Origin of the sequence: Nocardia barduliensis (assembly GCF_013315795.1) — a bacterium.
GTDB lineage: Bacteria > Actinomycetota > Actinomycetes > Mycobacteriales > Mycobacteriaceae > Nocardia > Nocardia barduliensis.
The window spans coordinates 65875-91400 of sequence record NZ_JABLTE010000017.1; the positions used below are offsets into that span (position 1 = coordinate 65875).

Annotated in this window: 18 protein-coding genes; 15 read left to right on the forward strand and 3 right to left on the reverse strand. The window is 70.8% G+C overall.

Going from position 1 to position 25526, the window contains the following annotated elements; genetic code table 11:
• Positions 1-93: 93 nt before the first annotated feature.
• Positions 94-507 (forward strand): DoxX family protein, encoded by a 414-nt coding sequence (locus HOV91_RS10275; RefSeq protein ID WP_174185216.1) that lies wholly within the window; start codon positions 94-96, stop codon positions 505-507.
• Here HOV91_RS10275 and HOV91_RS10285 read toward each other — a convergent pair.
• Together HOV91_RS10285 and HOV91_RS10290 are read right to left on the reverse strand one after the other, a co-directional pair.
• Positions 464-4690: a UvrD-helicase domain-containing protein gene (locus tag HOV91_RS10285; protein WP_312884550.1), complete on the reverse strand. Its 4227-nt coding sequence runs from the start codon at positions 4688-4690 to the stop codon at positions 464-466. The two genes, HOV91_RS10275 and HOV91_RS10285, sit on opposite strands and share 44 nt — an antisense overlap.
• Before the next feature lie 43 nt (positions 4691-4733).
• Complete coding sequence (locus HOV91_RS10290; RefSeq protein WP_438822648.1) at positions 4734-8156, reverse strand: ATP-dependent helicase; 3423 nt, start codon at positions 8154-8156, stop codon at positions 4734-4736.
• Between the two features lie 72 nt (positions 8157-8228).
• Here HOV91_RS10290 and HOV91_RS10295 point away from each other — a divergent pair, with 72 nt between their 5' ends.
• The 9 genes from HOV91_RS10295 to mtnC all read left to right on the forward strand — a co-directional run bounded on the left by HOV91_RS10295 (position 8229) and on the right by mtnC (position 16140).
• Positions 8229-9005: an alpha/beta fold hydrolase gene (locus HOV91_RS10295; protein ID WP_174185218.1), complete on the forward strand. Its 777-nt coding sequence runs from the start codon at positions 8229-8231 to the stop codon at positions 9003-9005.
• Between the two features lie 4 nt (positions 9006-9009).
• Entirely contained in the window at positions 9010-9321 is a 312-nt protein-coding gene (locus tag HOV91_RS10300; RefSeq protein ID WP_174185219.1) for an MGMT family protein, read from the forward strand.
• 54 nt (positions 9322-9375) lie between these two features.
• Positions 9376-10131 carry a VOC family protein gene (locus HOV91_RS10305; protein WP_174185220.1) on the forward strand — a complete coding sequence of 252 codons (756 nt, stop codon included), beginning with the start codon at positions 9376-9378 and terminating at the stop codon, positions 10129-10131.
• A gap of 81 nt (positions 10132-10212) precedes the next feature.
• The gene (locus tag HOV91_RS10310; protein WP_174185221.1) at positions 10213-11955 is read left to right on the forward strand and encodes an NTP transferase domain-containing protein; all 1743 of its coding nucleotides are present in this window, start codon (positions 10213-10215) and stop codon (positions 11953-11955) included.
• 520 nt (positions 11956-12475) lie between these two features.
• On the forward strand, positions 12476-12646 hold the full coding sequence (locus HOV91_RS10315; RefSeq protein WP_157227268.1) for a hypothetical protein: 171 nt from the start codon (positions 12476-12478) through the stop codon (positions 12644-12646).
• 172 nt (positions 12647-12818) lie between these two features.
• A complete protein-coding gene (locus HOV91_RS10320; RefSeq protein WP_174185222.1) occupies positions 12819-13160 on the forward strand; it encodes a DUF1330 domain-containing protein in 342 nt (113 codons plus the stop codon).
• Positions 13161-13238: 78 nt separating this feature from the next.
• Positions 13239-14882, forward strand: a complete 1644-nt coding sequence (gene mtnA, locus HOV91_RS10325; RefSeq protein ID WP_174185223.1) for an S-methyl-5-thioribose-1-phosphate isomerase — start codon at positions 13239-13241, stop codon at positions 14880-14882.
• Positions 14879-15454 carry a 1,2-dihydroxy-3-keto-5-methylthiopentene dioxygenase gene (locus tag HOV91_RS10330; protein ID WP_174185224.1) on the forward strand — a complete coding sequence of 192 codons (576 nt, stop codon included), beginning with the start codon at positions 14879-14881 and terminating at the stop codon, positions 15452-15454. Before mtnA ends, HOV91_RS10330 begins: the two co-directional genes overlap by 4 nt.
• A complete protein-coding gene (mtnC, locus tag HOV91_RS10335) occupies positions 15451-16140 on the forward strand; it encodes an acireductone synthase (RefSeq protein WP_174185225.1) in 690 nt (229 codons plus the stop codon). Before HOV91_RS10330 ends, mtnC begins: the two co-directional genes overlap by 4 nt.
• A gap of 142 nt (positions 16141-16282) precedes the next feature.
• On the opposite strand, the gene HOV91_RS10340 is transcribed toward mtnC, so the two are convergent.
• Positions 16283-17242 (reverse strand): NmrA family NAD(P)-binding protein, encoded by a 960-nt coding sequence (locus HOV91_RS10340; protein WP_312884551.1) that lies wholly within the window; start codon positions 17240-17242, stop codon positions 16283-16285.
• A gap of 124 nt (positions 17243-17366) precedes the next feature.
• On the opposite strand from HOV91_RS10340, the gene HOV91_RS10345 reads away from it, so the two are divergent.
• From HOV91_RS10345 to narI, 5 genes are all read left to right on the forward strand, one after another.
• Positions 17367-17903: a winged helix-turn-helix transcriptional regulator gene (locus tag HOV91_RS10345; RefSeq protein WP_312884552.1), complete on the forward strand. Its 537-nt coding sequence runs from the start codon at positions 17367-17369 to the stop codon at positions 17901-17903.
• Between the two features lie 659 nt (positions 17904-18562).
• Positions 18563-22273 carry a nitrate reductase subunit alpha gene (locus HOV91_RS10350; RefSeq protein ID WP_174185226.1) on the forward strand — a complete coding sequence of 1237 codons (3711 nt, stop codon included), beginning with the start codon at positions 18563-18565 and terminating at the stop codon, positions 22271-22273.
• A gap of 71 nt (positions 22274-22344) precedes the next feature.
• Positions 22345-24084 carry a nitrate reductase subunit beta gene (gene narH / locus HOV91_RS10355; protein ID WP_174185250.1) on the forward strand — a complete coding sequence of 580 codons (1740 nt, stop codon included), beginning with the start codon at positions 22345-22347 and terminating at the stop codon, positions 24082-24084.
• Positions 24081-24761 (forward strand): nitrate reductase molybdenum cofactor assembly chaperone, encoded by a 681-nt coding sequence (gene narJ, locus HOV91_RS10360; protein ID WP_174185227.1) that lies wholly within the window; start codon positions 24081-24083, stop codon positions 24759-24761. Before narH ends, narJ begins: the two co-directional genes overlap by 4 nt.
• Positions 24758-25516, forward strand: coding sequence for a respiratory nitrate reductase subunit gamma (narI, locus tag HOV91_RS10365; RefSeq protein WP_174185228.1), 759 nt, complete (start codon positions 24758-24760; stop codon positions 25514-25516). Before narJ ends, narI begins: the two co-directional genes overlap by 4 nt.
• The last annotated feature ends 10 nt before the right edge of the window (positions 25517-25526 follow it).

Consider the following 25526-nt stretch of genomic DNA (forward strand, 5'->3'; position numbering starts at 1 on the left):
GGCAATCCGGCTCGGTCGAGCGCACTCGGTTCGACTCGAGTCCTCGCGGGGACCGCGGTCGACACGGTGCGGGAATGGATGCAAGAGTGCGTCATGGCTGATAACACGGTGACACCCGCGCCCGACGGAGGGCGACGGCCCGCGCTGGCCCTCGCCGCCCTGCTGTTCGGCGCCGGGGTGCTGCATTTCGTCTGGCCCAAGCCTTTCGACTCCATCGTGCCGCGCGCACTGCCCGGCAAGCCCCGCGACTACACCTACGCCTCCGGGGTGGCCGAGATCGGCGTCGCCGCCGCGCTCGCCATCCCGCGTACCCGGAGCTTCGGCGGGCGTCTCGCCGCGCTGCTGTTCATCGCGGTGTTCCCGGCCAACGTGCAGTTCACCGCGGACATGCTGGCCAGCGAGAAGGCGCCGCGGCTGCTCAAGATCGGCTCGGCGGCGCGGCTTCCGTTGCAGGTCCCGCTGATCATTCAGGCGCTGGCGGTGAGCCGGCGGGCGCGGCGTTCCTGATCAGCTCGGCCAGCTCCGCCGGTCCGGCCAGGTGCACCGGCGCGATGGTGCGCCCGGTGCGCACGTAATGGAACGCGGCGCCGACGCGGTGCAGCATCTCCTGCTCCGGCCGTCCCTCCCGCGCGGCCATCAACCGCGCCCACGCCAGGCGGTAGACCGCCAGCTGCACGGCGACCGCGGGTTCCTCGGCCGCGCTGGGCTCCGCGCCGGTCTTCCAGTCCACGACGGTCCAGCGCCCGCCCGGTTCGGCGAACACCGCGTCCATCCGGCCCCGGATCACCGTGCCCGCGATGGAGGTCTCGAACGGGATCTCGACTTCGATCGGGCTGCGGTCGGCCCACCGCGAGTTCAGGAACGCCTCCTGCATCGCGGTCAGCTCGGCGTCCAAGCCCGCGTCGGCCGCGCCGTCGGCGGCGCCCGGCAGTTCGTCCAGACCGAGCAGGCGGGTCGAGCCGAACCACCGCTGCACCCAGGCGTGGAACGCGGTGCCGCGGCGCGCCAGCGGATTCGGCGGATAGGGCAGCGGACGACGCAGCCGGGCGGCGAGTTTCGCCGGGTCGGCACGCAGCTCGACCAAGGCGGTCGCCGCGATCTGGCCGGGTAGCTCGACCTCCTCGGCGGCGGCGGCCGCCGCTCGGTGTTCGGCCAGCAGCGCGTCGACGTCGGCGGCCCAGCCTTCCGGATCGTCCGGGTCGGGGGCGGGGTGGATGTGCTCCGGCCGGTACGAGTCCTCCGGCGGGGGCGGAGCGAAGCCGCTCGCGGCGTACGCCGGCTCGTCGGCGGACAGGTACTCCTCCACCGGGTCCGGGGCCGCGCCGAAGTAAGGCTCGATGTCCGCGTACGGGTCGGCGTATTCGATGGACGTGAAATCGGATTCGTCCGCGAATTCGTCCGGTGGGAACTCGTCGTCGGGCGGATAGTAGGCAGGTTCATCCGGGTAAGCCGCCTCCCCATCCGGCGGTGCATCGCTCAGGTCCGCCGGGGGAGCTTCCTCGTCCGACCGCAGGGACTTGTCCGGCCGCAGGGCCGCCCCGACCGGCCGAGGCACCTCCCCGCCCGGCCGCAAGACCACCTCATCCGGCCGTAGAACCTTCCCGCCCGGCGGCACCAGCTCTTCCTCGTCGAGGACCAGGCGGGGCTCGGTGGTCTCCTGCGCGTCCGGACCGGTGTCGGCCGGGTGAGCGCGCAGGTCGGCCAGTGCCGCGCGGACCAGGGCGGCGCCCTGTTCGATGGGATCGCGGCGGGTGCTGAGCGGGTCGCGCGGCCACTCGGCGGTGGCTGGGTTGTCGGTGAACGGGTTGACGGCGTCGTCCGCGGGCGGGTCGTCCCAGCGGTCGATGGCCAGGACGTCGTGGGCCGGGCTGGCGGGGTCCTCGTGCGCGCGCTTCAGCTCCAGCAGGAAATCCGAGGGGCCCTTCGGCGTGCTACCGGTCTCCGCCCAGTAGTGCGCCGAAACCAGCAGCACACGTTCGGTTCTGGTGAGCGCGACGTAGAACAGGCGGCGTTCCTCATCGATCCGGCGGCGCTCCAGCGCCTCCTTGTGCGCCTTGATCGCACGGTCGAGGTCGGCGCGGTCGTACAGGTCGGTGAGATCGAGCACCGGCACGCCCTCGGCCGCGTCGTCCTGCTGCCGGTCGCCGCGCAGCGAGGTCGGCAGCTCGGCGAGCGCGCCCAGCCACGTGCCGGATCCGACCTTGGACGGGAATACGCCCTCCACCACGTGCGGGACCGCGACGATCTCCCATTCCAAGCCTTTCGCCGCGTGCACGGTCAGCACCTGGACGCGGTCCTTGGCGACTTCGACCTCACCCGGCTCCAGTCCGTTCTCGACCTCCTCCGCGGCGGCCAGGAAGGCGAGCAGACCGCCGAGCGAGGCCCCGGTGTCCGCAGCGTAGCCGGCCACCACTTCCGCGAACGCGTCCAAATGCTCGCGCCCGGCGCCGGTGCCCGCCATCGCTCGCCGGGTCTGGGTCTCCACGCCGACACCGATGGTGCGTTCGACATCGGCGACCAATTCCGCCAACGGCTGACCACTGCGTTCGCGCAACGCGGCCAGCTCCCGCCCCAGCGCCTCGATGCGGGCGAACCCGGCCGCCGAATACTGCTCCGCGGGCCCGGGATCGGCGATGGCGTCGGCCAGCCCGGCCTGTTCGGCGGGCTCCGGCGCCACATCGCGCAGCGCCTCGTCCAGCGTGGCGCCGTCGGCGATCTCGGCCGCCGCCTCGGACCCGGGACGTCGGATGGACAGGTCCCTGGCACGCCGGGCCAGCGCGGCGATGTCGGTGACCCCGATGCGCCAGCGCGCGCCGGTCAGCACGCGCATGGCGGCGCTGCCGGAGCCGGGTTCGGCGATCAGCCGCAGGGTCGCGACGATGTCGGCGACCTCCGGTGTGGCGAGCAAGCCGCCGAGCCCGACGATCTCCACCGGCAGTCCCTGCGCGCGCAGTGCCTCCGCCAGCGGCGAAGCGTCGGCGTTGCGGCGTACCAGCACCGCCGACGTGGGCGGTTGCTGCCGCGCCGCGCGCCGGGCGGCCCACTCCGCGGCGATCCGCTCGGCCATCCACTCGCGTTCGCCGGCGACGGTCTCGGTCAGCGCCAGCGCCACCACCCCCGGCCCGGCGTCTGGCTTGGCGCGCAGAGCGTCGACCGTCACCCCGCCGCCATCGATCGCCTTGCGCCGCAACGGTTCCGCTACTAGGTTCGCCAGTGCCAGCGCTTCCGGCGGATTGCGCCAGCTGGTCAGCAACGCCAGCGTGGGGGCGGGCACACCCGGCGCGCTGGGGAAATCGGTGGCGAACCGAGGGAGATTCGCCGCCGAAGCGCCCCGCCAGCCGTAGATCGATTGCATGGGGTCGCCCACGGCGGTCACGGCAAGACGCTGCCCCTGTTGCGCTCGCGGGGACCGGTCGCGTCGACCGGGCGCCGCATGCGGGTCGTGCGCACCGGCGAATTGCGGTTCCCCTTCCGCCATCGCATCGACGCGCCTGCCTCGCGCCAGGGCGGCGGAATTCGACTCGTCCGCGTCGCTGCGCCGCGAAACACCTTCTCGCTCCGTCGAAAAGGGTTGCGTGGCCGTCTGGGGCCTATTGCCCTGCGCCGAAGACTCGCCCGGGAGCTGATCGCCGAGGTTTCGGCCGTGTGCGTCGAGCTGGGCCGCCCGTTCGGGATCGGGGACGTCTGCGTGTGCGGAGACCTGGGGAGAAGGATCTCCAGCCGATGCCCGAGATATGTCGTGTGTATGCCGGGGCGCATGCTCCGGTGTGGGGTCCGGCGCACCGCCGAACAGGGCCGCGAGCAGGACTCGCTGGGCGTGGCCGGTGTCCTGGTACTCATCGAGCAGCACCAAGCGGAACCGCGCCCGTTCGGCGGCGGCGACCTCGGGGTGCTCGGCGGCCAAGCGCGCGGCCAGAGACATCTGCGCGCCGAAATCGAGTGCCCCTCTGCGGCGCAACGCCTCGGTGAGCTGTTGCACCAGCGGCAGCAACGCCACCCGCTCCTGCTGCACCTGCACGATGTTGAGCAGCGTTTGGCTTGGCCCGCCCCGCTGACGCGGACCGGCGGGCAGCGTGTGCACCAGCTTCGCCAGTTCGGTGTGCGCCTCCGCCAGTTCCTCCGGCTCCACCAGGTGCTCCGCGAGCTGCCCGGACAGCGCGAGCACCGCCTCGGTGACCGACACGGGGGTGCGCTCGGTCTCCAGGTCGCCGTCCCAGGCGCGGACCACTTGGTGGGCGAGCTGCCAGAGCTGGGTCTCGGTCAGCAGGGTCGCCGACGGCTCCACCGGAAGCAGCAGGCCGTGTTCGGTGAGCAACCTGCCCGCGTACGAGTGGTAGGTGCTGATCTCCGGTTCCGCGCCGGTCAGCTGGGCGCGCAGCCGACCGCTCGGGTCGAGCTCGCGCAGCAGCGGCGCGCCGGCCAACCGGGCCAGCCTGGTCCGGATGCGGGCGGTCAACTGCTGGGCGGCTTTGCGCGTGAACGTCAGCCCGAGCACCTCGTCCGGTAGGACGAGCCCGTTGGCGACCATCCACACCACGCGTGCGGCCATCGTCTCGGTCTTGCCCGCGCCCGCGCCCGCGACCACGAGGGTCGGGCCCGGCGGCGCCGCGATCACGGCGGCCTGTTCGTCGGTCGGCGGCGGCAGGCCCAGCGCCTGTGCCAGCTGATGGGGCGTCACCCGGCCGTTCACGGCGGCGCCCCGGCGACCGGCCGCGGCGAGGCCGAGGGCGCGCTCACTCGTCGGTCACCTGTCTCCCGCTGTCCTGCACGGGACAGCTGCCCGCGACCGCGCAATGGCGGCATCCGTCGTTGCGCACGGCGAGGTAGCTCGGGCCCTGAGTGGCGGCCGCGGCCTGGTGGATCGTGTCGCGCCAGTGCTCGAGCGCCTCGGCGTCCAGTGGGGGCTGCATGCGCTGGGTGGCGCCCTCCGCCTTGCTCGGCTTGGCGACGTAGACCAACCGCGCCCCACCAGGTTCGCCGGACGGTGTGGCCTCCTCGCCGGAGCCGGATTCTCCCGTCGCGTCGAGAGCGCCCGTGGCGGCGGCCACCTGATAGGTCGCCAGCTGCGCGTGATCGACGGCGGCCTGCTTGGTGACCGGGGTCTTGCCCGTCTTCACGTCGACGATCACGAAGCGGCCCTGCGCGTCTCGCTCCAGCCGGTCGACGCGGCCCCTGATCCGCACGGCGCGTTCGTCTTCGGTGCGCGCGGGCAGCACACAATCCACCGGCACCTCGACACCGGACTGGGTGAGTTCGCCGCGAGTGTTGCGGACCCAGGCCAGGAAGTTCTCCAGCATCGCCGTGGTGCGGCGCAGCTCTTGCCTGGAATGCCAGCCGGTCCCCGGGTCCACCGCCTGCCAGGCCCGATCCAGCGCCGCGCGCACCTGGTCCTCGGGCACCTGGCCCGCCAGCGCCTGGACCAGCGTGTGCACCAGGTTGCCCTTGACGGCGTGCGGATTGTCGCCGTCGGTGCCGCCGTGGCGTTCCAGTGCCCAGCGCAGCGGACAGGTGCGCAGCAGCTCCACGGTGGAGGGCGACAGCGCCACCGCATCCGCGTCCTCGCCCCACAGCGGACGCGGAGAGCTGAGTTCCGCGGTGCCGTACCAGTCGTCGGGGTGGGTGCCGCGCACGCCCGCGTCCGCCAGCCGCGCGAGCTGGTGCGCGGCGCGACGCCTGCGCTGCGGGTCGGCCTCGGGATCGCACACCACGCCCCGCAATTCGGCGACCAGGGAGTGCATCACCAGCGCGCGGCCGGGATCGATCACCGGAAGCACGCCGGGCTCGCTGTCCTCGTCGTGCCCGAGCAGCTCGGCCAGGAAACGCGACGGCACCAGGTCGCGTTCGCCTGCCACCGACTCCACGGCGGTGACCAGCAGCGACCGCCTGGCCCGGCTGCACGCGACGAGCAGCAACCTGCGCTCCTCGGCGAGGATCGGCGCCGCACGGCTCACCCGCTCCCCCGCGTCGGACACCCCGGCGGTGAGATCCACCAGGTCCTCGGTGTGCAGCAGAGTGCCGCGCGAGCGCGGATTCGGCCAGATCCCCTCTTGCACGGCGGCGACCGCGACCACGTCCCATTCCCGCCCCGCGGCGGCGTGCGCGCTCAGCAGCGCCACCGCCTCGCCCGGCGCGGTGCGCGGCGCCGCGTCGTGCGGAATCTCCTGCTGCGACAGATACTCCACGAACCCTTCGATGCTCGCGCGCGGCAGCCGGTCGACGTAGGCGGCGGCCGCGTCGAACAGCGCGACGGCGGCGTCCAGATCGCGATCGGCCTGCATGCCGACCGCGCCGCCGCGCTCCGACTGGGCCACCCAGCGCCGTTCCAATCGGGAACCGGTCCACAGCGCCCACAGGACGTCCTCCAGTCCCGCGCCGCGTCCGCGCGCCTTGCGGGCCCGGCGCAGCGCGTCCAGCACCCGGCGCAGCGGCGCTGCCTCGACCTCGGTGAGCCGGTTCAGGATCGCCGGATCCCCGGTCCCGATCAATTGGTCGCGCAGCACCTGTGCGGAGGGCAGGTCGATGTCCGTGCCACGGTCGGTGGGCGAGTCCTCGCCCGGCTCCGCGGTTTTCGCCCCGGCGCGCGCGGATTCCAGCACCGCGCGCCGAATGCCGCGGCGCAACCGGCGCAAGGCGATCTGGTCGGCGCCGCCGAGCGGACCGGACAGCAGGTCGAGAGCGTCCTCCGGCTCGAACGCCGGTTCCGCGCCGCGCTGCGCCGCTTCACCCGCCAGCACCGCGCGCAGCGACAGCAGCATCCAGGCCGCGCCGCGCCTGCGCGCCAGCGGCGTGTCCAGCGCGGGCTGCCGCACCGGCACGCCCGCGGCGAGCAAGGCGCGGCGCAGCGGCGCCAGCGACAGCGGCACCGATCGCACGATCACCGCCATCCGCGACCACGGCACCCCGCCGGTGAGGTGCGCGCGGCGCAGATGGTCGGCGATGAGCGCGGCTTCTTTCGCGGGCGTGGCCAGCACGCGGACCCGCACCTCGGTGCCGTCCTCCCGCGGGTCGGCGCGCTCCGGCACGGGGACGCGCTGCGGCGCACTGCCCGGCAGACGCGCGGCGATCCGCGCGACCGCCAGCTCAACCTGGCCGCTGAAGCGATGATTGGCGCGCAACACGACGCGCTGGTCGTCCGGCACGTCGAGGTCGGCGACGAATCGCGCGTCGGCGCCGCGAAAGGTGAAGACGGCCTGATCGGGATCGCCCGCGATCACCGTGATCCGCGCGCTGTGCCCGATCGCCCTGACCAGGATCGCCGCCTGCGGGTCCAGATGCTGCGCGTCGTCGACCAGCAGGTACCGGATCCTGGCGCGTTCGGCGGCAAGCAGATTGGGGTCGGCGGCCAGCGCGTCCAGCGCCGCGCCGACCAGTTCGGCGGCGTCCAGCGCGGGCGCGGTCGCCTCCGGCGCCTCCACGCCGACCGACCAGCGCAGCAGCATGGTCTGCTCGTAGCGAATGGCGAACCGGCCCGCGGCCACCCATTCCGGTTTGGCGTGCTCGCGGCCGAGCCGGACCAGGTCTTCCGGCCCGATGCCGCGTTCGGTGGCGCGCAGCATGAGATCGCGCAATTGCTCGGCGAATCCGCCGAGCGCGAGCGCGGGCCGCAGTCGCTCCGGCCACAATCCGCGCGCGCCCTCGGCCATGTCCGCCAGGTCGCCGCGCAGCATCTCGCGCAGCACCGCGTCCTGTTCGGCTCCGGTCAGCAATCGTGGCGGCGGGTTGCCGTGGGCCATCGCGTGCCTGCGCAGCACGGAGAAGGCGTACGAGTGCAGGGTGCGCACCAACGGTTCCCGTGTGGCGCCGGGCACACCGCCCTCGGCGCCGGGATCCGGACCACTCAGGCGTGTGGTGATGGCATCGCGCACGGCGCCCGCCGCCTGTTTCGAGTGGGTCAGCACCAGCACCGAATCGGGATCGGCTCCGGCCGCGATGCGCTCGGCGGCTAGGTCGACCAGCAGGGCGGTCTTGCCCGTGCCCGGCCCGCCGAGTACCTGCCAAGGCCGCCACCCGGGGCGCGCGGGACCGGCCTCGCCCGCGGCGTCCAGCAGCGCGCGAACGTCGGCGCCCCAGTCTCGCGGCCGGGGCGCCACCACATTCCGGCGAACCAGTCGCACCGCGCCATCCGATCGCACCACGCGGGCTATTGCAACAGACACGACCGACACGCCGGTACACGCCTCCGCCCGACCGGCGCTGCGCGCGATCGCGGCGCAGGTCAAAATGGACCGGTGTCTGTTTTGAATGTCCATCGGTTCGGTCCGACGACGGGACCGGTGGTGCTCGCCCTGCACGGCGTGACCGGCCACGGCAAACGCTGGGAAGACCTGGCCACCCGCCATCTGCCCGACGTCCGCGTGCTCGCGCCCGACCTGCGCGGACACGGTCGCTCGACCTCGCTGCCCCCGTGGAATTTCGAGACCATCGTCGAGGACCTGGTCGACCTGGTCACCGCCGAGGCGGACGGGCCGGTGGTGGTGGTCGCGCACTCCTTCGGCGGCGCGTGCGCGCTGCACCTGGCGCATCGGCATCCCGATCTGGTGCGCAAACTCGTACTGCTCGATCCGGCCATCGCGCTGGAACCGGAATGGCTCAACGAGATCGCGCTGTCCACGCTGGTCTCGGCCGACTACGACAGCGTCGAGCACGCGCGCCAGGACAAGCTGGACACCGGCTGGGGCGATGTCGAGCCGCGGTTGCTGCAGGCCGAGCTCGACGAACATCTGATGCCCACCGCCGACGGGCGCTTCGGCTGGCGGATGAGCCTGCCCGCCGTCAACTCCTACTGGGGCCAGCTGGCCCGGCACTGGGTGCTGCCGCCTACCGACCTGCCCACCGTGCTGGTGCAGGCGATGAAGGTCCACCCGCCGTTCGTCACCCCGGAGTTCCGCGCGGCGCTCACCGAGCACATGGGCGCGAACCTTACCGTGCTCGAATGGAACTGCGATCACATGGTCGCCCAGGCGTATCCGGCCGAGACCGGCGAACTCGTGCGCTCGGTGCTCTGAGCCGATGCCGACCAGCGACGCCGAGATCGAGCAGGTGCGCGCCCTGGTGGCGGCGGTCCCGCCCGGCCGGGTCGTCACCTATGGCGACATCGCCGCGGCCGCTGGGTTGTCCACGCCGCGCACGGTGGGCTGGATCATGCGCACCGACGCGGCCGATCTGCCCTGGCATCGCGTGCTCGGCGCGAGCGGCAGGCCCGCCGCGCACCTGGCCGGGCGGCAGTTGCGGCTGCTGGCCGAGGAAGGCGTGCCGATCCGGGACGGACGCGTCGACCTGCGCGCTGCGCGCTTCCCGCTGCCCGATCCTCCGGCACGCTGAGCACCGCTTCCCGAAACGCCTCCGAGCCGGATCGGCGGCCAGTACCGTGGATAGATGCCCACCCGCCTGGCATGTGTCGTGTTCGATGCCGACCGGCCGCGTTCGGTCGCGGATTTCTGGGCCGAGCTGCTCGGCTGGAGTGTGACGCTCGACCGGCCCGACGAGGTGAACGTCGCGGCCCCCGACGCCGACGGCGGCGAGCTCGCCCTGACCTTCCTGCCCGCGATGCGGGCCAAGATCGGCAAGAACCGCCTGCACCTCGATCTGGCCACCCGCTCGCGGGAGCATCAGCGCACTCAGGTGGACCGCGCGCTGGCCTTGGGCGCGCGAGCGGTCAACATCGGCCAGGGCGCGGTGCCGTGGACCGTGCTGGCCGATCCGGAGGGCAACGAGTTCTGCGTGCTCGAACCAAGGGAGGAGTACGTGGACACCGGAGCCGTCGCGGCGGTGGTGGTCGACACGCGCGACCCCGAGCGCCTCGCCGAATTCTGGTCGGTCGCCACCGGCTGGCCCTCCGCGCGGCGCGGCGAGCGGCTGGCCGGGCTGCGTTCGCCGACCGGACTCGGCTCCTGGCTGGAGTTCGTGCGCACGCCCGACGCGGGGACCGGCCGGACCAGACTGCGCCTCGACCTCACCTCGTTTCCGGCCGACGACCGCGCCGCCGAGGTGGCCAGGCTGCACGCCGCGGGCGCCACCACGATCGACCGAGGGGCCCCGGCGGCCGACCGCGACACCGACCTCGTACTCGCCGACCCCGAACTCAACGAGTTCCGGCTGCTGCCACCGGCCCGGTTCTGGTCGAACGCCTGATCGGCGCGGTCCGGTCCCCGGCTTCCCGGCCGTGACGAATTAGCATGACGCCATGGTGTACCCAGCGCGAAGCCGTGGCCTATGACCGCCGCCGACGCCATCGTGCTCGCGGGGGGCCGGGCCAGCCGGATGGGCGGCGTGGACAAACCGGCCATCGTCATCGGCGGCCGTTCCATGCTCGAGGTGGCGCTCGCCGCCGTCGCTTCGTGCGGGCACACGGTGGTCGTCGGACCGCACCGGCCGGAACTGCCGCCGCACTTCGTCCAGGTGCGCGAGGTGCCGCCGGGGTCGGGTCCGGTGGCGGCGATCGACACGGGACTGCGCGCGCTCGGCTCCGCCGCGCCGCTGGTGGTGGTGCTGGCCGCCGACCTGCCTTTCCTGTCGCCGTGGGCGGTCACCGAACTCATCCGGCACGCCGGCGAATCCGGGGCGGACGCGGTGTTCGCCGCCGACGAGTCCGGACGCCCGCAGTATCTGATCGGGGTGTGGCGGCGCTCGGCGCTGGTGGCCGCGCTGGAGGGGCTCGGCGCGCTGATCAACCAGCCGATGAAGGCGCTGGTGCCCGCCGCCGCCGCGATCATCCCGCTGCCCGGAGTCGGCGACTGCGACACCGAGGAGCAGGTGCGGCAGGCAAGGGCCACGGTCGACGCGCCGCGGCGGCACCCGCCGCTGGATCTCGACGAGGCACGAGAGAGATTGCGTGGCAATCTGTCCCGCCTCACCGCCTACGAAGCCGAGCTGCGGTCGGTGCTCGGGGCCGCGCTCGCCGGCCCGCTGACGGCCGCCGGGCCGCTGCCCCGCTTCGACGTCTCCGCGATGGACGGCTACGCGGTGGCGGGTGACGGCCCGTGGCGCCTGCGTCGGGACATCGGTTTCGCGGGCGGCAGGCGGCCGGTGGGACTGCTGCCGGGCGAGGCGGTGCGGATCGCGACCGGCGCGCACGTCCCGGACGGCACCGCGGGTGTGCTGCGCGACGAGTTCGCGCACGTCGCCGACGAAACGCTGTACCGCCTGCCGGACACCCCGCTGCGCGACGACATCCGCCGCCGTGGCGAGGACCGCCGGGCCGGTGATCTCGTCGCGCCGGAGGGCACGCCGGTCACCGCCGCGTTGATCTCCGCGGCCGCGAGCGTCGAGGTCACCGCGGCGCCGGTGCGCGGCCCGGTACGCGCGCGCATCGTCATGACCGGTGACGAGATCCGCAGCGAGGGGCCGCTCCAGGCGGGCCAGACCCGCGACTCGATCGGCCCGGTCCTGCCGGATCTGCTGTCCTGGTACGGCATTCGCACCGCCGATCGAGCGCACCTGCGCGACACTCCGCACGGATTCGACGAGGTGCTCACCGTGGCGCCGGATCACGACCTGTTGGTGATCGTCGGCGCGACCGGCGGCGGGGCGGCCGACCAGCTTCGCGCCGCCCTGGCCCGCGCCGGAGCCCGGATCGTGGTGCCGCGCCTGCGGCTGCGTCCCGGCGGTTCCACCGTCGTCGCCGAACTCGCATCCGGGACGACGGTGCTCGGCCTGCCCGGCAACCCGTTCGCGGCCGTCGCCACGCTCATGGCGCTCGCGCCCGCGATCGCCGAGGGCCGCACCGGCGCGTCCGCGGCCCGCCCCCTGCGTGGGCCGCTGCACAACGCGGCCGAGATCGCGGCCCAGGTGACCCGTGTCGTGCCCGCTCGCGCCGTCGAGGGCGGCGGCTGGGCCGGCGATCCGGCCATCCGCACCGCCCATCTCGGCGGTCTCGTCGACCGCGACGGGTTGGTCGTGGTCCCGCCCGGTGCCGCCGACGGCGCGATGGTCGAGTTTCTTCCGTTGCGCGGCTGAGGATCGGCGACGCGACTCGTTCGGAGCCATCGCGTCTCTCACGTGCCACCAAAGCTCCTGCGGCGCATACCTTTCCACGAGACGCGCGGGGCTCAGTTCATACGGGGAGTGCGATGAGAAATCCCCGGCAGCGCAGATACCTCTGGCGCACAGGGACTTTCACGACGGCGACCCGACATGCCCGACACCGCGCACCTTCCGGCAGCGGAATTCGATTCGCCGCGATAAATCGCGGATGAATGAAGTCGCCGCGATATCGAACATATGCGCGTATCCCGTTCGCCACCTTCCGAGCCGTCTTCCACCCGCCTGCCGGGAAATGACAGCACGCCGCCCAGCCAGCCGCATTCGCAACTGAAACTCGCCTTCAATAGGGCTTCTACCTGCGACAATGCGACAAACGGCCGCTCCGAGCCATATTTTTCATTTCCCCTTCCGAAAGCCATATCCGCTCGCTATCGTAAGTTCGTTAGGCTGTTCGTTAGGCGAATATCAATCCCCCGGAAAGGACCGTGTGGAGATGGCTGAAAAGTCGAAGAAAACGCCTAAGAAAATGCCGAAGCAGATGCCGAGGCAGCAGCAGCAACAGCGCCAGGAGCAGGACATGCGCGAGGGCGCGGATATGGAAGGCCGTCGGGGCACCAGGTCCGAGATGCCCGACCGGCGCGGCGAGCAGGACCGCCGCCAGTAGCTGATCTGCGCCACCCGCGCCGCCGGCCCCCAACTCCTCCCGGGACCGGCGGCTGCGGTCGTCCAAAGGCCGGTGTGCTTACCCCGGAGGTAATTGTCACCCCGCGCGAGGCCGACCTACCGTCGGTTCGACGCCATTCCCGGCGTCATCGAACGAAGGAACGCCGAGCATCATGTCCGCCTATGGCTTCGCCCACCTCCGCAGTCGCAGGCCCCATCCCGACATCCTCGAATACTTGGAGCGCATCCAGGCCACCTTGGACCCGTTCGGTGGCCGCTTCGTCATCCACGGGTCACCGGCCGAGGTCGTGGAAGGCAGCTGGCCCGGGAGTATGGTCCTGATCGAGTTCCCCGGCATGACCGAAGCGCGGGAGTGGTACCGCTCGCCCGCCTACCAGGAGATCCTGCCGCTGCGCGCCGATCACATCGACGGCGATCTGTTGCTGATCGAAGGCGTCGGCCCGGACTACGACCCGCGCAAACGCGCCGCCGAGCTGCGCGCCGGAGCGGCCTGACGCGATTTCCGCCCGCCATCCGCCGTCCGATACCGTTGACCAGGCACGACACGGCTCGACGCGATAAGGATGCGCCCGATGGACGACAGCTCTCTGGTCTGGGACGACGGCGCGCTCGTCACCATCGACCAGCGCGCACTGCCGCACGAGGTGCGTGAGCTGCGCCTGAGCACGGTGGACCAGGTCATCGACGCGATCAAGGCGCTGGCCATCCGCGGCGCGCCCGCCATCGGCATCGCGGGCGCGTTCGGCGTCGTCATCGCCACCGCCGCGCACACCGTGGACGGCGTGGTCGACGAGGCGGCGGTGCGGGCCGAGGCGGACCGGATCGCCGCGGCGCGGCCGACGGCGGTCAACCTGGCGTGGGCCGTGCGGCGGGTGCTGGCGAAGGTGGGCCGGGGCGCCGACGCGGTCCTGGCCGAGACGCTCGACATGCTGGCCGAGGACGGCCGGGTCAACCGGGCCGCCGCCACCAACGCCGCCGACCTGGTGCAGCGCCTGTGTCCGGACCGGCCGCTGCGTGTCCTCACCCACTGCAACACCGGACGGCTCGCGACCAGCGCGTTCGGCACGGCCATCGGCACGCTGCGGGTGCTGTCGGAACGTGGCGCGATCGAGCAGGTGCTGGTGGACGAGACCCGCCCGTTGTTGCAGGGCGCGCGACTGACCACCTGGGAGCTGGCCGAAGCGGGTATCCCGCACCGGCTGACCATCGATTCCGCCGCCGCCTGGGCGATGGCGACCGGGCAGGTCGACTGCGTGCTGGTCGGCGCCGACCGGGTCACCGCCAATGGCGACGTCGCCAACAAGATCGGCACTTACGGTCTCGCGCTGGCCGCCCGCCACCACGGCATCCCGTTCGTCGTGGTCGCCCCCGAATCCACCCGCGACCTCGCGATGGCCACCGGCCGGGAGATCGTCGTAGAGGAACGCGCGGCAGCCGAGGTGACCGGATTCGGCGGCGTGGCAACGGCTCCCGCGCACACCGAGGTCTTCAACCCGGCCTTCGACGTGACGCCCGCCGAATTGGTGACCGCGGTGGTCACCGAACAGGGTGTGGTGCACCGATCCGATCGCTCGCACGGGGCCGCCATCGCGGACATCGCGCGCGAGCTGTATCGGCGCGGCTGGATGCCGGGCACGGCGGGCAACATCTCGGTGCGCACCGGCGCGACCGCCGTCGTCACCGGAAGCGGGTTGTCCAAGGGCGAACTCACCGAGCGCGACATGGTCACCGTGCGCGTGTCGGACTCCGCGCCCGTGGCCGACCACGGACGCAGGCCCTCCGCGGAGACCACGATTCACACCGCCGTCTACCGGACCCGCCCGGCTCAGGCGGTCGTGCACGTCCATCCGCCGTTCGCCACGGCGCTGGCCACCCGCTCGGCGGTGCCCGGCACGCCCGGCACGTTGCGGATCACCGACTACGAACTGATCAAGGGGCTCGGCGGCGATCCGGCCGTCGCGGACATCCCGGTGTTCCCGAACTGGCCCGAGGTGCCGCGCATCGGCGCGGACATCGAGCGCTATCTCCTCGACCATCCCGACGCCCTGCCGGTGCTGGTCATCGCCGGGCACGGGATCACCGCGTGGGGCGAGGACCTCGCTCAGGCGCGCGATCGCGCCGAATGCCTGGAAGCATTGTGTGAGCTGGTGTCCCGCACCGGCAGTCCGGCGGCGCTCGGCCCGCGCGACGACTTCCTCGAGATTGGACTGACATGACCCTGTTGCAGGTGATGGCCGCCGACAACGCGGCCGACGTGCGCGTGCGTACCACCGACGACGAGCGGATCGGCACCGAACTGGCCGGGCACGGCATCACGTTCGGCCGCTGGCCGGTGGTCGAGAACGCCGCGTCGGTGCCCTCCGACGAATTGCTCGCGCACTACGCGAAGAATGTCGCCGACCTGAACGAGTCCGGACGCTACAAGCACATCGACATCGCGCGCATCCACCCCGACGACGCCGACCCGCGGTGGCCGGAGATCGCCGAGGGCGCGCGCAAGAAGTTCCTCGACGAGCACCGGCACGCCGAGGACGAGGTGCGCTTCTTCGCCGCCGGACGCGGCTGCTTCTACCTGCACCTGGGCGACGAGGTCCTGGCGGTGGTGTGCGAAGGCGGCGATCTGCTCTCGGTGCCCGCGGGCACGCTGCACTGGTTCGACATGGGCAGCCGCCCGGATTTCATCGCCATCCGCTTCTTCGAGGAAGCCGACGGCTGGGTCGGCGACTTCACCGGCGACAAGATCAGCGCGGGCTTTCCCACCCTCGACGAGCTGCTGACCGCGCCGTGATCGGCGCCGTCGTCGTCGATATCGAGGGCACCACCAGCCCCACCGCGTCGGTCCGCGAAGACCTGTACGGCTATACCCGGCAACGGCTTCCGGGCTGGCTGGCCGAGGGCGGCCCGGCGGCGGTCACCGTCCTCGCCGCGACCAGGGAGCTGGCCGGGCAGCCGGACGCGAGCCCGGCCGAGGCCGCCGCGATCCTGCGCGGGTGGCTCGATTCCGATGTGAAGGCCGAGCCGCTCAAGACCGCCCAGGGCTTGATCTGCGCGGAAGGCTTCCGCAGCGGCGCCCTGCACGGCGAGTTCTTCCCGGACGTGCCACCGGCGCTCGCCGCCTGGCACGCCGCGGGGCTCGCCCTCTACGTCTACTCCTCGGGATCGGTGCGCAACCAACAGGATTGGTTCGCCTTCGCCCGCGGCGGCAGCCTGACCGAGCTGATCAGCGGATACTTCGATCTGTCGACGGCGGGCGGCAAGCGCGAACCCGCCTCCTACGACAAGATCGCAGGAGCTATCGGCACACCCGCCGAACGCATCCTGTTCCTGTCCGACCACCCGGACGAACTCGACGCCGCCGTCGCCGCGGGGTGGCGGGTCGTCGGACTGGCCCGGCCCGGCGAGCCCAATCCGCCACGGCCGCCGCACCGCTGGGTGGACACCTTCGCCGATATCGATCCCACGGCGATCGCCTGACCCGCGTCACGCGCTTCGTAAGCGCCACGACCGGTTTCGGATAGCCGGTCCCATCGGGCGGCACACGGCTGGTGGACAGGGTGCGGCGGTGGTGGCGTCATTTCCGCGGCAGTGGGGATCGCCTGGCCACCCGCGTCTCCCACTATCCGACGAGCGGACCGGGTGTCGCGACGAAGTGGTGGCGGTGCTCGCGGACGAACTCGGCGAACGTCTGCGGCTTGCGGCCGATGGCCTCGGTGAGCGCGGCAGTATCGATCGGCGGGGGCGAAGGCAGCCGGGAGAATCCCGCACCGATGCTCGAAATATGCTGCGCCATCCCGGGGTTGACGGATGAATCGGCTCCGTTGTGCGCGAGGTCTTCCAATTCGCGCTGCCATTGCCCGGCGGGGATGTGCGTGTATCGGACCGGTGCTCCCGTTTCGGCGCCGACGATAGCGGCGATATCGGCGTGGCTGTGCACGGCCGCCCCCTGCGGGTAGAACGTGGCGCCGCGGGGGTATCGGGCCGGGTCGGTGAGAGCGGCTACGGCGAGATCGGCGGCGTCGAGACCGCTGATCCACGGCACCGCGGCATCGCCGAAACTATTGGCGAAGCCGCCGGTCCGGCGGATGGATCCGGCGTGCAACAGCACGATGTTCTCGTAGAACAGCGCTGCGATCCGCAAGATCGTCGGTTCCAGTCCCGCCCAGGTCAGCACCTCCTCGGCGGCCCATTGCGCGCGCCCCAGCCCACTGGGGCTGTCGGCGGCCGAGACCGCCATGGACATCACCACCAGTCGCGGCGCGGTCCCGGCGCGCCGGATCACCGAAGCCAGATCGGCCGCGGCTTGGACGATGCCGGGGGCGACCGGATAGGTGAAATACACAGCGTCCACGTCCTGTACGGCCGCGTCCAATGTCCGGTGATCCAGCAGATCACCCACGACGATCTGCGCGCCGAGAGCGCGTAGGCGTTGCGCGCGTTCGTCATCGGTGCGTACCAGCACGCGGACCGCGTGGTGGTGTTCGCGCAACCGCCGCACGACATGTGAACCGGTGCCGCCGTGTCGCCCGCCCGCGCCGATGACCAGTGTGGTTCGGGCTCTGTCGGGGGAGGAAGTCACAAGTGCGCCTTTCGATCGTTCACCGGAGGGTGAGATGTGACGGCCCGAGGTCCGGCCGCGCGGCTCACACTAGGATGCGTAACTACTATCATGCAAGTTACTGAATTCGTGAAAGGATCAGCCGGTGCGACGAACGAGTTTCCAAGCGATGGGATGCCCGATAGCGGGCGCTCTGGAGCATGTCGGCGACTGGTGGACGCTGCTGATCGTGCGCGACGCGCTGGACGGGTTCACCAGATTCGACGAGTTCGAACACAACCTCGGCATCGCTCCGACCATGCTGACCAGGAGACTGCGCACCCTGGTCGAATCCGGGCTGCTCGAACGCAGGCGCTACAACCAGTCCCCGCCCCGCTACGAGTACCTCATCACCGACAAGGGCCGGGACCTCTCCCCGGTCATCGTCGCCCTCTACGCCTGGGGCCGCAAACACACGGGATCGAGTGCGCCGAGCGTGGTCCTGACCGATCAGGACACCGATGAGGAGATCGTGCCCGGCCTCGTGGACCAGCGCAGCGGACGCCCCCTCTCGGCCGTCGACCTCGCTTTCCTCGCGGGCCCCGGGGCCGACTCTTTCATGCGTGAACGTCTCGACCCCGAGTTGCGCGCGGCGCGGCGCCGGCGCGGCGCCGGCAACGGCGACTCCAGCGCGGGCGCATAGCGCAGGACGGCGTCGCGTGCACGACCGTCGAGTCGAGCCGACCATCGTCGGATTCCGAGGCCGACACGGCGACTCGGCCGGGACAGCGGACTCGCATGCCCGCGGGCAGCAGCCGTTCCACGAACGCGCCCGCCGGTACCGCGATCATCACTGCTCGCGCGAGGGACAGCCCGTTCCGGCCGTCGGTGCGCCAGTGGGCAGCGACCCGATCGAGTGAATTCCACAGACGGCCCCTCGATCCCGATGGGCACCGAATTCATCGGCGACAGACAATTTTCAGCGAATTGTGATTAGGCTTACAATGCGTCGCGCGGAAGTCGGTGCGGAATCGCCACGGGGCTGGTAAACAAGGCGCCCGAGACGACCGATCGGATGTGTTAACAAATGTAAAGCACTGGAGAACCCACCGTTTCCAAAGCATCACCGACGGTATGACAGGCGGACTCGCCGGAACCTATTCCGTACAGTTCAGAGCATATTTCCCCTGGTCGTCTCCTGGGCCGACGCCCGGATGCGACGGGCTACCGTGACCGTGACGTTGCGCCGAACTCACAACTCACCATCCCCGCAAATGGGCTGTGAGAGAGATGTTTGGCCAGTCGTGCACGCCTCTTTACAGTCGGAACATCCACCCGATCGCACTGCTCGAAGGGGACGTCGTGGTTAATTCCCGCACTCAGGGTCGCGTACCCTCCGCTCCGGCCACCGACGCCGGGGACGCGCTCCTGCGGCTGGGGAAATATTTCCACCGGGGCGAGGTCTCGGCCGATCAGCGCACCCTGCACAAGGTCGGCGGGCGCAGCGCCGACGAGTTCTACCGCGATCGCTGGTCGCACGACAAAGTGGTGCGCTCCACGCACGGCGTGAACTGCACGGGATCGTGCTCGTGGAAGATCTACGTGAAAGACGGCGTGATCACCTGGGAGTCCCAGCAAACCGACTACCCCTCGGTGGGCGCCGACAAGCCGGAGTACGAGCCGCGCGGCTGCCCGCGCGGCGCGTCGTTCTCCTGGTACACCTACTCGCCCGCCCGGGTGCGCTACCCCTACGTGCGCGGCACGCTGCTGGAGCTGTACCGGGAAGCCAAGTCCCGGCTCAAGGACCCGGTGCTGGCCTGGGGCGAGATCGTCGAGGACCCGGAGAAGTCGCGCAGCTACAAGGCCGCCCGCGGCAAGGGCGGATTCGTGCGCGCCGAGTGGTGGGAGGCGGCCGAGATCGCCGCTGCCGCACACGTCTACACGATCAAGCAGTACGGCCCCGACCGAGTGGCGGGGTTCTCGCCGATTCCGGCGATGTCCATGGTCAGCCACGCCGTCGGCGCCCGGTTCATCTCGCTGCTCGGCGGCTCCATGCTGTCGTTCTACGACTGGTACGCCGACCTGCCGGTGGCCTCGCCGCAGGTGTTCGGCGACCAGACCGACGTGCCGGAGTCCGCCGACTGGTTCGACGCCGGGTACCTCATCATGTGGGGTTCGAACGTGCCGGTCACCCGGACCCCGGACGCGCACTACATGACCGAGGCGCGCTACCGCGGCCAGAAGGTGGTGGTGGTCTCCCCCGACTACGCCGACAACACCAAGTTCGCCGACGAGTGGGTGCCCGCGCGTCCCGGCACCGACGCGGCGCTGGCCATGGCGATGGGTCACGTGGTGCTGAAGGAGTTCTTCGTCGAGAAGTCCACGCCGCGCTTCCTCGACTACATCAAGCGCTTCACCGATCTGCCGTACCTGATCACGCTGGACGAGCGCGACGGGCAGTACCTGCCCGGAAAGTTCCTCACCGCCGCGGACCTGGGACACACCGGTGAAGGCGTGCAGTTCCAGACGGTGCTGCTGGACGCACAGGCGCAACCGGTGGTGCCGAACGGGTCGCTCGGCCATCGGTTCGGCGACGAAGGCGCCGGGCGCTGGAACCTCGATCTCGGGGACGTCGATCCCCTCCTGAGTCTGTATGGCCGCACCGATGATGCTGCGGCCGTACAGATTCCCCGCTTCGACAGCGACACACCCGGAGTGCTCACCCGCGGCGTGCCGACCACGACTGTCGCGGGCAAGCGCGTCACCACGGTCTTCGATCTGCTGCTCGCCCAGTACGGCGTCGGTCGCGACGGACTGCCCGGCACCTGGCCGACCGGCTACGACGACGCCTCGGAGCCGTACACCCCGGCCTGGCAGGAGGCCATCACCGGCGTGCCTGCCGTCCAGGCCCAGCGCATCGCGCGGGAGTTCGCCGACAACGCCGACCGCTCCGGCGGCCGCTCGATGATCCTCATGGGCGCGGGCACCAACCACTGGTTCCACTCCGACCAGATCTACCGCGCGTTCTTCACGCTGACCCTGCTGACCGGCTGTCAGGGCGTGAACGGCGGCGGCTGGGCGCACTACGTCGGCCAGGAGAAGTGCCGCCCCGTCACCGGGTGGTCCACGCTGGCCTTCGGCTTGGACTGGCAGCGCCCGCCGCGCCAGATGCAGGGCACGGTGTTCTGGTACCTGACCAACAACCAGTGGCGCTACGACCCGTTCACCGCGGAGTCGTTCGCCTCGCCGCTGGGCACGGGGAAGTTCGCAGGGCGCACCGCCGCCGACAACATCGCGCTGGCCACCCGGCTGGGCTGGATGCCGAGTTATCCGACCTTCGACCGCAACCCGCTCGACCTGGTGGACGAGGCCGAGGCCGCGGGCAAGACCGCGCCCGAACACGTGGTGGACGGACTGAAATCCGGCGAGCTGCGGTTCGCCTGCGAGGACCCGGACGCGCCGGAGAACTTCCCGCGCTGCCTGACCGTGTGGCGGGCCAACCTGCTCGGGTCCTCGGGCAAGGGCAACGAATACTTCCACCGCCACCTGCTCGGCGCCGACTCCAACCTGCAAACTACCGACGCCACCGGCGTGCGGCCCCAAGAGCTGACCTGGCGCGAGACCGCGGCCACCGGCAAGCTGGACCTGCTGCTGTCGCTGGACTTCCGGATGACCAGCACCACGCTGTTCTCCGACATCGTGCTGCCCGCCGCCACCTGGTACGAGAAGCACGACCTGTCCTCCACCGACATGCACCCGTTCGTGCACGCCTTCTCCCCGGCCATCTCGCCGCCCTGGGAGGCCAAGACCGACTTCGACGCCTTCCACCGGATCGCGCGCGGCTTCTCCTGGATGGCCGAGAAGCACCTGGGCACGCGCAAGGACATCGTCGCCGTGCCGTTGCAGCACGACTCGCCGGACGCGACGGCCCAGGCGGGCGGGCGCGTGCTGGACTGGAAAGCCGGTGAGTGCGAACCGATCCCGGGTAAGACCATGCCCAAACTGGTCGTCGTGGAACGCGACTACCCGAAGCTCGCGGAGAAGATGGCCGCGCTCGGGCCGCTGGTCGACACGCTCGGCGTCACCACCAAGGGTGTCACCACCTACCCCGACCAGGAGGTCGAGTACCTCGCGGGCGTGAACGGCACGGTCGTGTCCGGCGTCGCGCAGGGCCGCCCGTCGCTGGCCAAGGACACCCACGCGGCCGAGGCGATCCTCGCGCTGTCCGGCACCACCAACGGCCGACTGGCGGTGGAGGGCTTCCACGCCCTGGAACGCCGCACCGGAACCCAGCTGGCCGACCTGGCCGCCGAGCACGAGGGCAAGCGGATCACCTTCGCCGACACCCAGGCTCGTCCGGTGCCGGTGATCACCTCGCCGGAGTGGTCGGGCAGTGAGACCGGCGGACGCCGGTACTCGCCGTTCACCATCAACACCGAGCGGCTCAAGCCCTGGCACACGCTGACCGGGCGGCAGCACTTCTACCTGGACCACGACTGGATGATCGAGCTCGGCGAGCAGTTGCCGATCTTCCGTCCGCCGCTGGACATGACCGCGCTGTTCCACGAGCCCTCGATCGGCGACGTCGGCGACAAGGGCGTCACGGTGCGCTACCTGACCCCGCACTCGAAGTGGTCGATCCACTCCGCCTACCAGGACAACCTGCACATGCTGACGCTCTCGCGCGGCGGGCAGACGATCTGGATGTCCGATCGCGACGCCGCCAAGATCGGCGTGGCCGACAACGACTGGATCGAGGCGATCAACCGCAACGGCATCGTGGTCGCGCGCGCCATCGTCAGTCACCGGATGCCGGAGGGCACCGTGTTCATGTACCACGCCCAGGACCGCGCGGTGGACGTGCCGCGTATCGAGGGCCTCGGCGAGGACACCAAGGGGCGTGGCAAGCGCGGCGGCATCCACAACGCGCTCACCCGCATCATGATCAAACCCTCGCATCTCATCGGCGGCTACGCGCAGCAGTCCTTCGCGCTGAACTACCACGGCCCCACCGGGAATCAGCGCGACGAGGTCACCACGATCCGCAAACGCTCGCAGAAAGTGGAGTACTGACATGAGCAAGGCGGGCACCAGCACACCCCACGCACCCACCGACGCGAGAAAGCGGTACTGACATGCGCGTCATGGCACAGCTGGCCATGGTGATGAACCTGGACAAGTGCATCGGCTGCCACACCTGCTCGGTCACCTGCAAGCAGGCGTGGACCAACCGCGGCGGCACCGAGTACGTCTGGTTCAACAACGTGGAGACCCGTCCCGGGCAGGGCTATCCGCGGCAGTACCAGGACCAGGAGAAGTGGAAGGGCGGCTGGACGCTGAACAAGCGCGGCAAGCTCACCCTGAAGTCCGGGTCGCGGCTGAAGCGGCTGCTGAACATCTTCGCCAACCCGGATCTGCCCACGGTCGAGGACTACTACGAGCCGTGGAGCTACGACTACGACAACCTGCTGTCCTCGCCGCCGGTCGACACGACGCCGGTGGCGCGGCCCAAGTCGCTGATCACCGGCGAGGACACGAACGTCACCTGGGGCGCCAACTGGGACGACGACCTCGGCTCCGGCCCCGAGCAGGTCGGCCGGGACCCGCTGCTGGCGAAGCTGTCCGACCAGGTGAAACTGGAGTTCGAAGAGACCTTCATGTTCTACCTGCCGCGGATCTGCGAGCACTGCCTGAATCCGTCGTGCGCGGCGTCGTGCCCTTCCGGCGCGATCTACAAGCGCGCCGAGGACGGCATCGTGCTGGTCGACCAGGACAAGTGCCGGGGCTGGCGGCAGTGCGTGTCGGGCTGCCCGTACAAGAAGATCTACTTCAACCACAAGACGGGCAAGGCGGAGAAGTGCACCTTCTGCTACCCGCGCGTGGAGGTCGGCATACCCACGGTGTGCTCGGAGACCTGCGTGGGGCGGCTGCGCTACATCGGCGTCATGCTCTACGACGCGGACGCCGTTCTCGAAGCCGCGTCGGTCACCGAGGACAAGGATCTCTACCCGTCCCAGCTCGGCGTGTTCCTCAACCCCCATGATCCGCGGGTGATCGCCGAAGCGGAGCGGGCCGGGATCTCGCCGGAATGGATTCAGGCGGCCCAGGATTCGCCGGTGTACAAGCTGATCGTCGATTACCAGATCGCGCTGCCGCTGCATCCGGAGTACCGCACCATGCCGATGGTCTGGTACGTGCCGCCGCTGTCGCCGGTGGTGGACGTGCTCACCGAGACCGGCCACGACGGCGAGAACGCGTCGAACCTGTTCGGCGCCATCGACGCGTTGCGCATCCCGGTGGAGTACCTGGCCGAGTTGTTCACCGCGGGCGACGTGGGACCGGTGCGCGCGTCGTTGCAGCGTCTCGCGGCGATGCGCTCGTTCATGCGGTCGGTGAACCTCGGAGAGGAGCCCGACCCCTCGATCGCGCCGTCGGTGCGGCTGGAGCCGGAAGAGATCGAGGCGATGTACCGGCTGCTGGCCATCGCCAAGTACGAGCACCGCTACGTCATCCCGACCGGCGCGGGAGCCCGTGCGCACGAATTGGATTCGCTCGCCACCGGATGCAGCCTGGACACCGACGGCGGGCCGGGTATGACGGCGTTCGACCAGATGGTGGAGAAATTCCACCTCACCGACAGCAACGGCGCCGCGCCGCAGGAGAAATCCTCCCGGATCAATTTGCTGAACTGGGACGGTAAGAGCACCAAGGGCTTGGTTCCGACGAACGGGCAGGCCGACGACACCGGCAACGGGCATGCCAACGGACACACCAACGGGCATGCCGACCGCGAGCACTCGAACGGCACGGGCAACGGACACGCCGACGGCACGGGCAACGCGACCGTCGCGGGCGACCCGGCCTCGACCGGAGCGGGCCGATGAGCCTGCTGAAACTACGCCGCCGCCCGGAACCGGCGGTCGAACTCGCCCAGCGCGATCGGCAACTGGTCTGGCGGATCGCCGCGCTGCTGCTGGACTATCCGGGCGAGAAGACGCTGGCCATGGTCGACCAAATGGCCGCCGCCGCAGCCGGATTGCCGGAAGAGGTGCGCGAACACCTGAGCGCATGCCTCGACCACCTGCGCACGACCCCGCCCCTGGAACTGGCCGCCGACTACGTCGCGACCTTCGACATGCGCCGCCGCGCCAGCCTGCACCTGACCTTCTACGCCTACGGGGACACCCGCAAGCGCGGGATGGCGCTGCTGCGGTTCAAGCACGCCTACCGCCACGCGGGCGTCGAACTCGGCGACGAGGAACTGCCCGATCACCTGCCGGTGCTGCTGGAGTTCGCCGCCACCGTCGACCCCATCGGCGGCGAACGGCTGCTCGGCGAGCACGTTCCGGTGCTGGAGCTGCTGCGCCTGTCGTTGTCGGACAACGGCTCGCCCTACGCGGGCGTGCTCGCGGCGATCGGCGCGACGCTGCCTCCGCCGACCACCGCGGACCGGCGGCGTATCGCCGAACTCGCCGCCCAGGGCCCGCCCGAGGAGGAGGTCGGATTGGAGCCCTTCGCGATGGACCCCTCCCTGTTCGACGGATCGGAAAGCCGACGATGAACGCAACGCCGAACCTGCCGACCGCGCTGTGGCTGATCCTGCCCTACGTCGCGTTCACCTCGTTTGTGCTCGGGCACCTGTGGCGTTACCGCAACGACCAGTTCGGCTGGACCACCCGGTCCTCGCAGATCTACGAGAGCCGCCTGCTGCGGCTGGGCAGCCCGCTGTTCCACTTCGGCATGCTCGGGGTGTTCGGCGGTCATGTGCTCGGCGTGCTGATCCCGGAATCGTGGACCGCCGCCGTCGGGATCTCCGAGCACCTCTACCACGTGATCGCGGTCGGGGCGGGCTCGGTGGCCGGTCTCGCCGTGCTGGCCGGGGTGGCCATCCTGCTCTACCGGCGGTTCACCGTTCCGGCCGTGCGCAAGGCGACCACCGGCAACGACAAGATGATGTACGCGCTGCTGGCCGCCGCGCTGATCACCGGCCTGCTCAACACCTGGGGCAGCAATCTGCTGTGGGGCACCTACAACTACCGCGAGACGGTCTCGCCCTGGTTCCGCAGCCTGTTCACTCTCACCCCGCGGCCCGAGCTGATGGTGGACACGCCGTGGACCTTCCAGCTGCACGGATTGGTCGTGCTCGCGCTGATCGGACTGTGGCCCTACACCCGTTTGGTGCACATGTTCAGTGCGCCGGTCGGCTACTTGGTCCGGCCGTATGTGGTCTACCGCAGCAAGGAATACGACGCTCCCGACAAGCGCCGTTACGCCCGTGCGTGGGACGCTCCCGTGACCCCCGAACGCTGGCGCTGACGGCGCCGTC

Coding starts and splice junctions, on each gene's coding strand:
- HOV91_RS10305 (WP_174185220.1), top strand. CDS start 9,376: ATGCCCACCCGCCTGGCATGTGTCGTGTTCGATGCCGACCGGCCGCGT.
- HOV91_RS10300 (WP_174185219.1), top strand. CDS start 9,010: ATGCCGACCAGCGACGCCGAGATCGAGCAGGTGCGCGCCCTGGTGGCG.
- HOV91_RS10275 (WP_174185216.1), top strand. CDS start 94: ATGGCTGATAACACGGTGACACCCGCGCCCGACGGAGGGCGACGGCCC.
- HOV91_RS10320 (WP_174185222.1), top strand. CDS start 12,819: ATGTCCGCCTATGGCTTCGCCCACCTCCGCAGTCGCAGGCCCCATCCC.
- HOV91_RS10330 (WP_174185224.1), top strand. CDS start 14,879: ATGACCCTGTTGCAGGTGATGGCCGCCGACAACGCGGCCGACGTGCGC.
- narH (WP_174185250.1), top strand. CDS start 22,345: ATGGCACAGCTGGCCATGGTGATGAACCTGGACAAGTGCATCGGCTGC.
- HOV91_RS10315 (WP_157227268.1), top strand. CDS start 12,476: ATGGCTGAAAAGTCGAAGAAAACGCCTAAGAAAATGCCGAAGCAGATG.
- narI (WP_174185228.1), top strand. CDS start 24,758: ATGAACGCAACGCCGAACCTGCCGACCGCGCTGTGGCTGATCCTGCCC.
- narJ (WP_174185227.1), top strand. CDS start 24,081: ATGAGCCTGCTGAAACTACGCCGCCGCCCGGAACCGGCGGTCGAACTC.
- HOV91_RS10310 (WP_174185221.1), top strand. CDS start 10,213: ATGACCGCCGCCGACGCCATCGTGCTCGCGGGGGGCCGGGCCAGCCGG.
- mtnA (WP_174185223.1), top strand. CDS start 13,239: ATGGACGACAGCTCTCTGGTCTGGGACGACGGCGCGCTCGTCACCATC.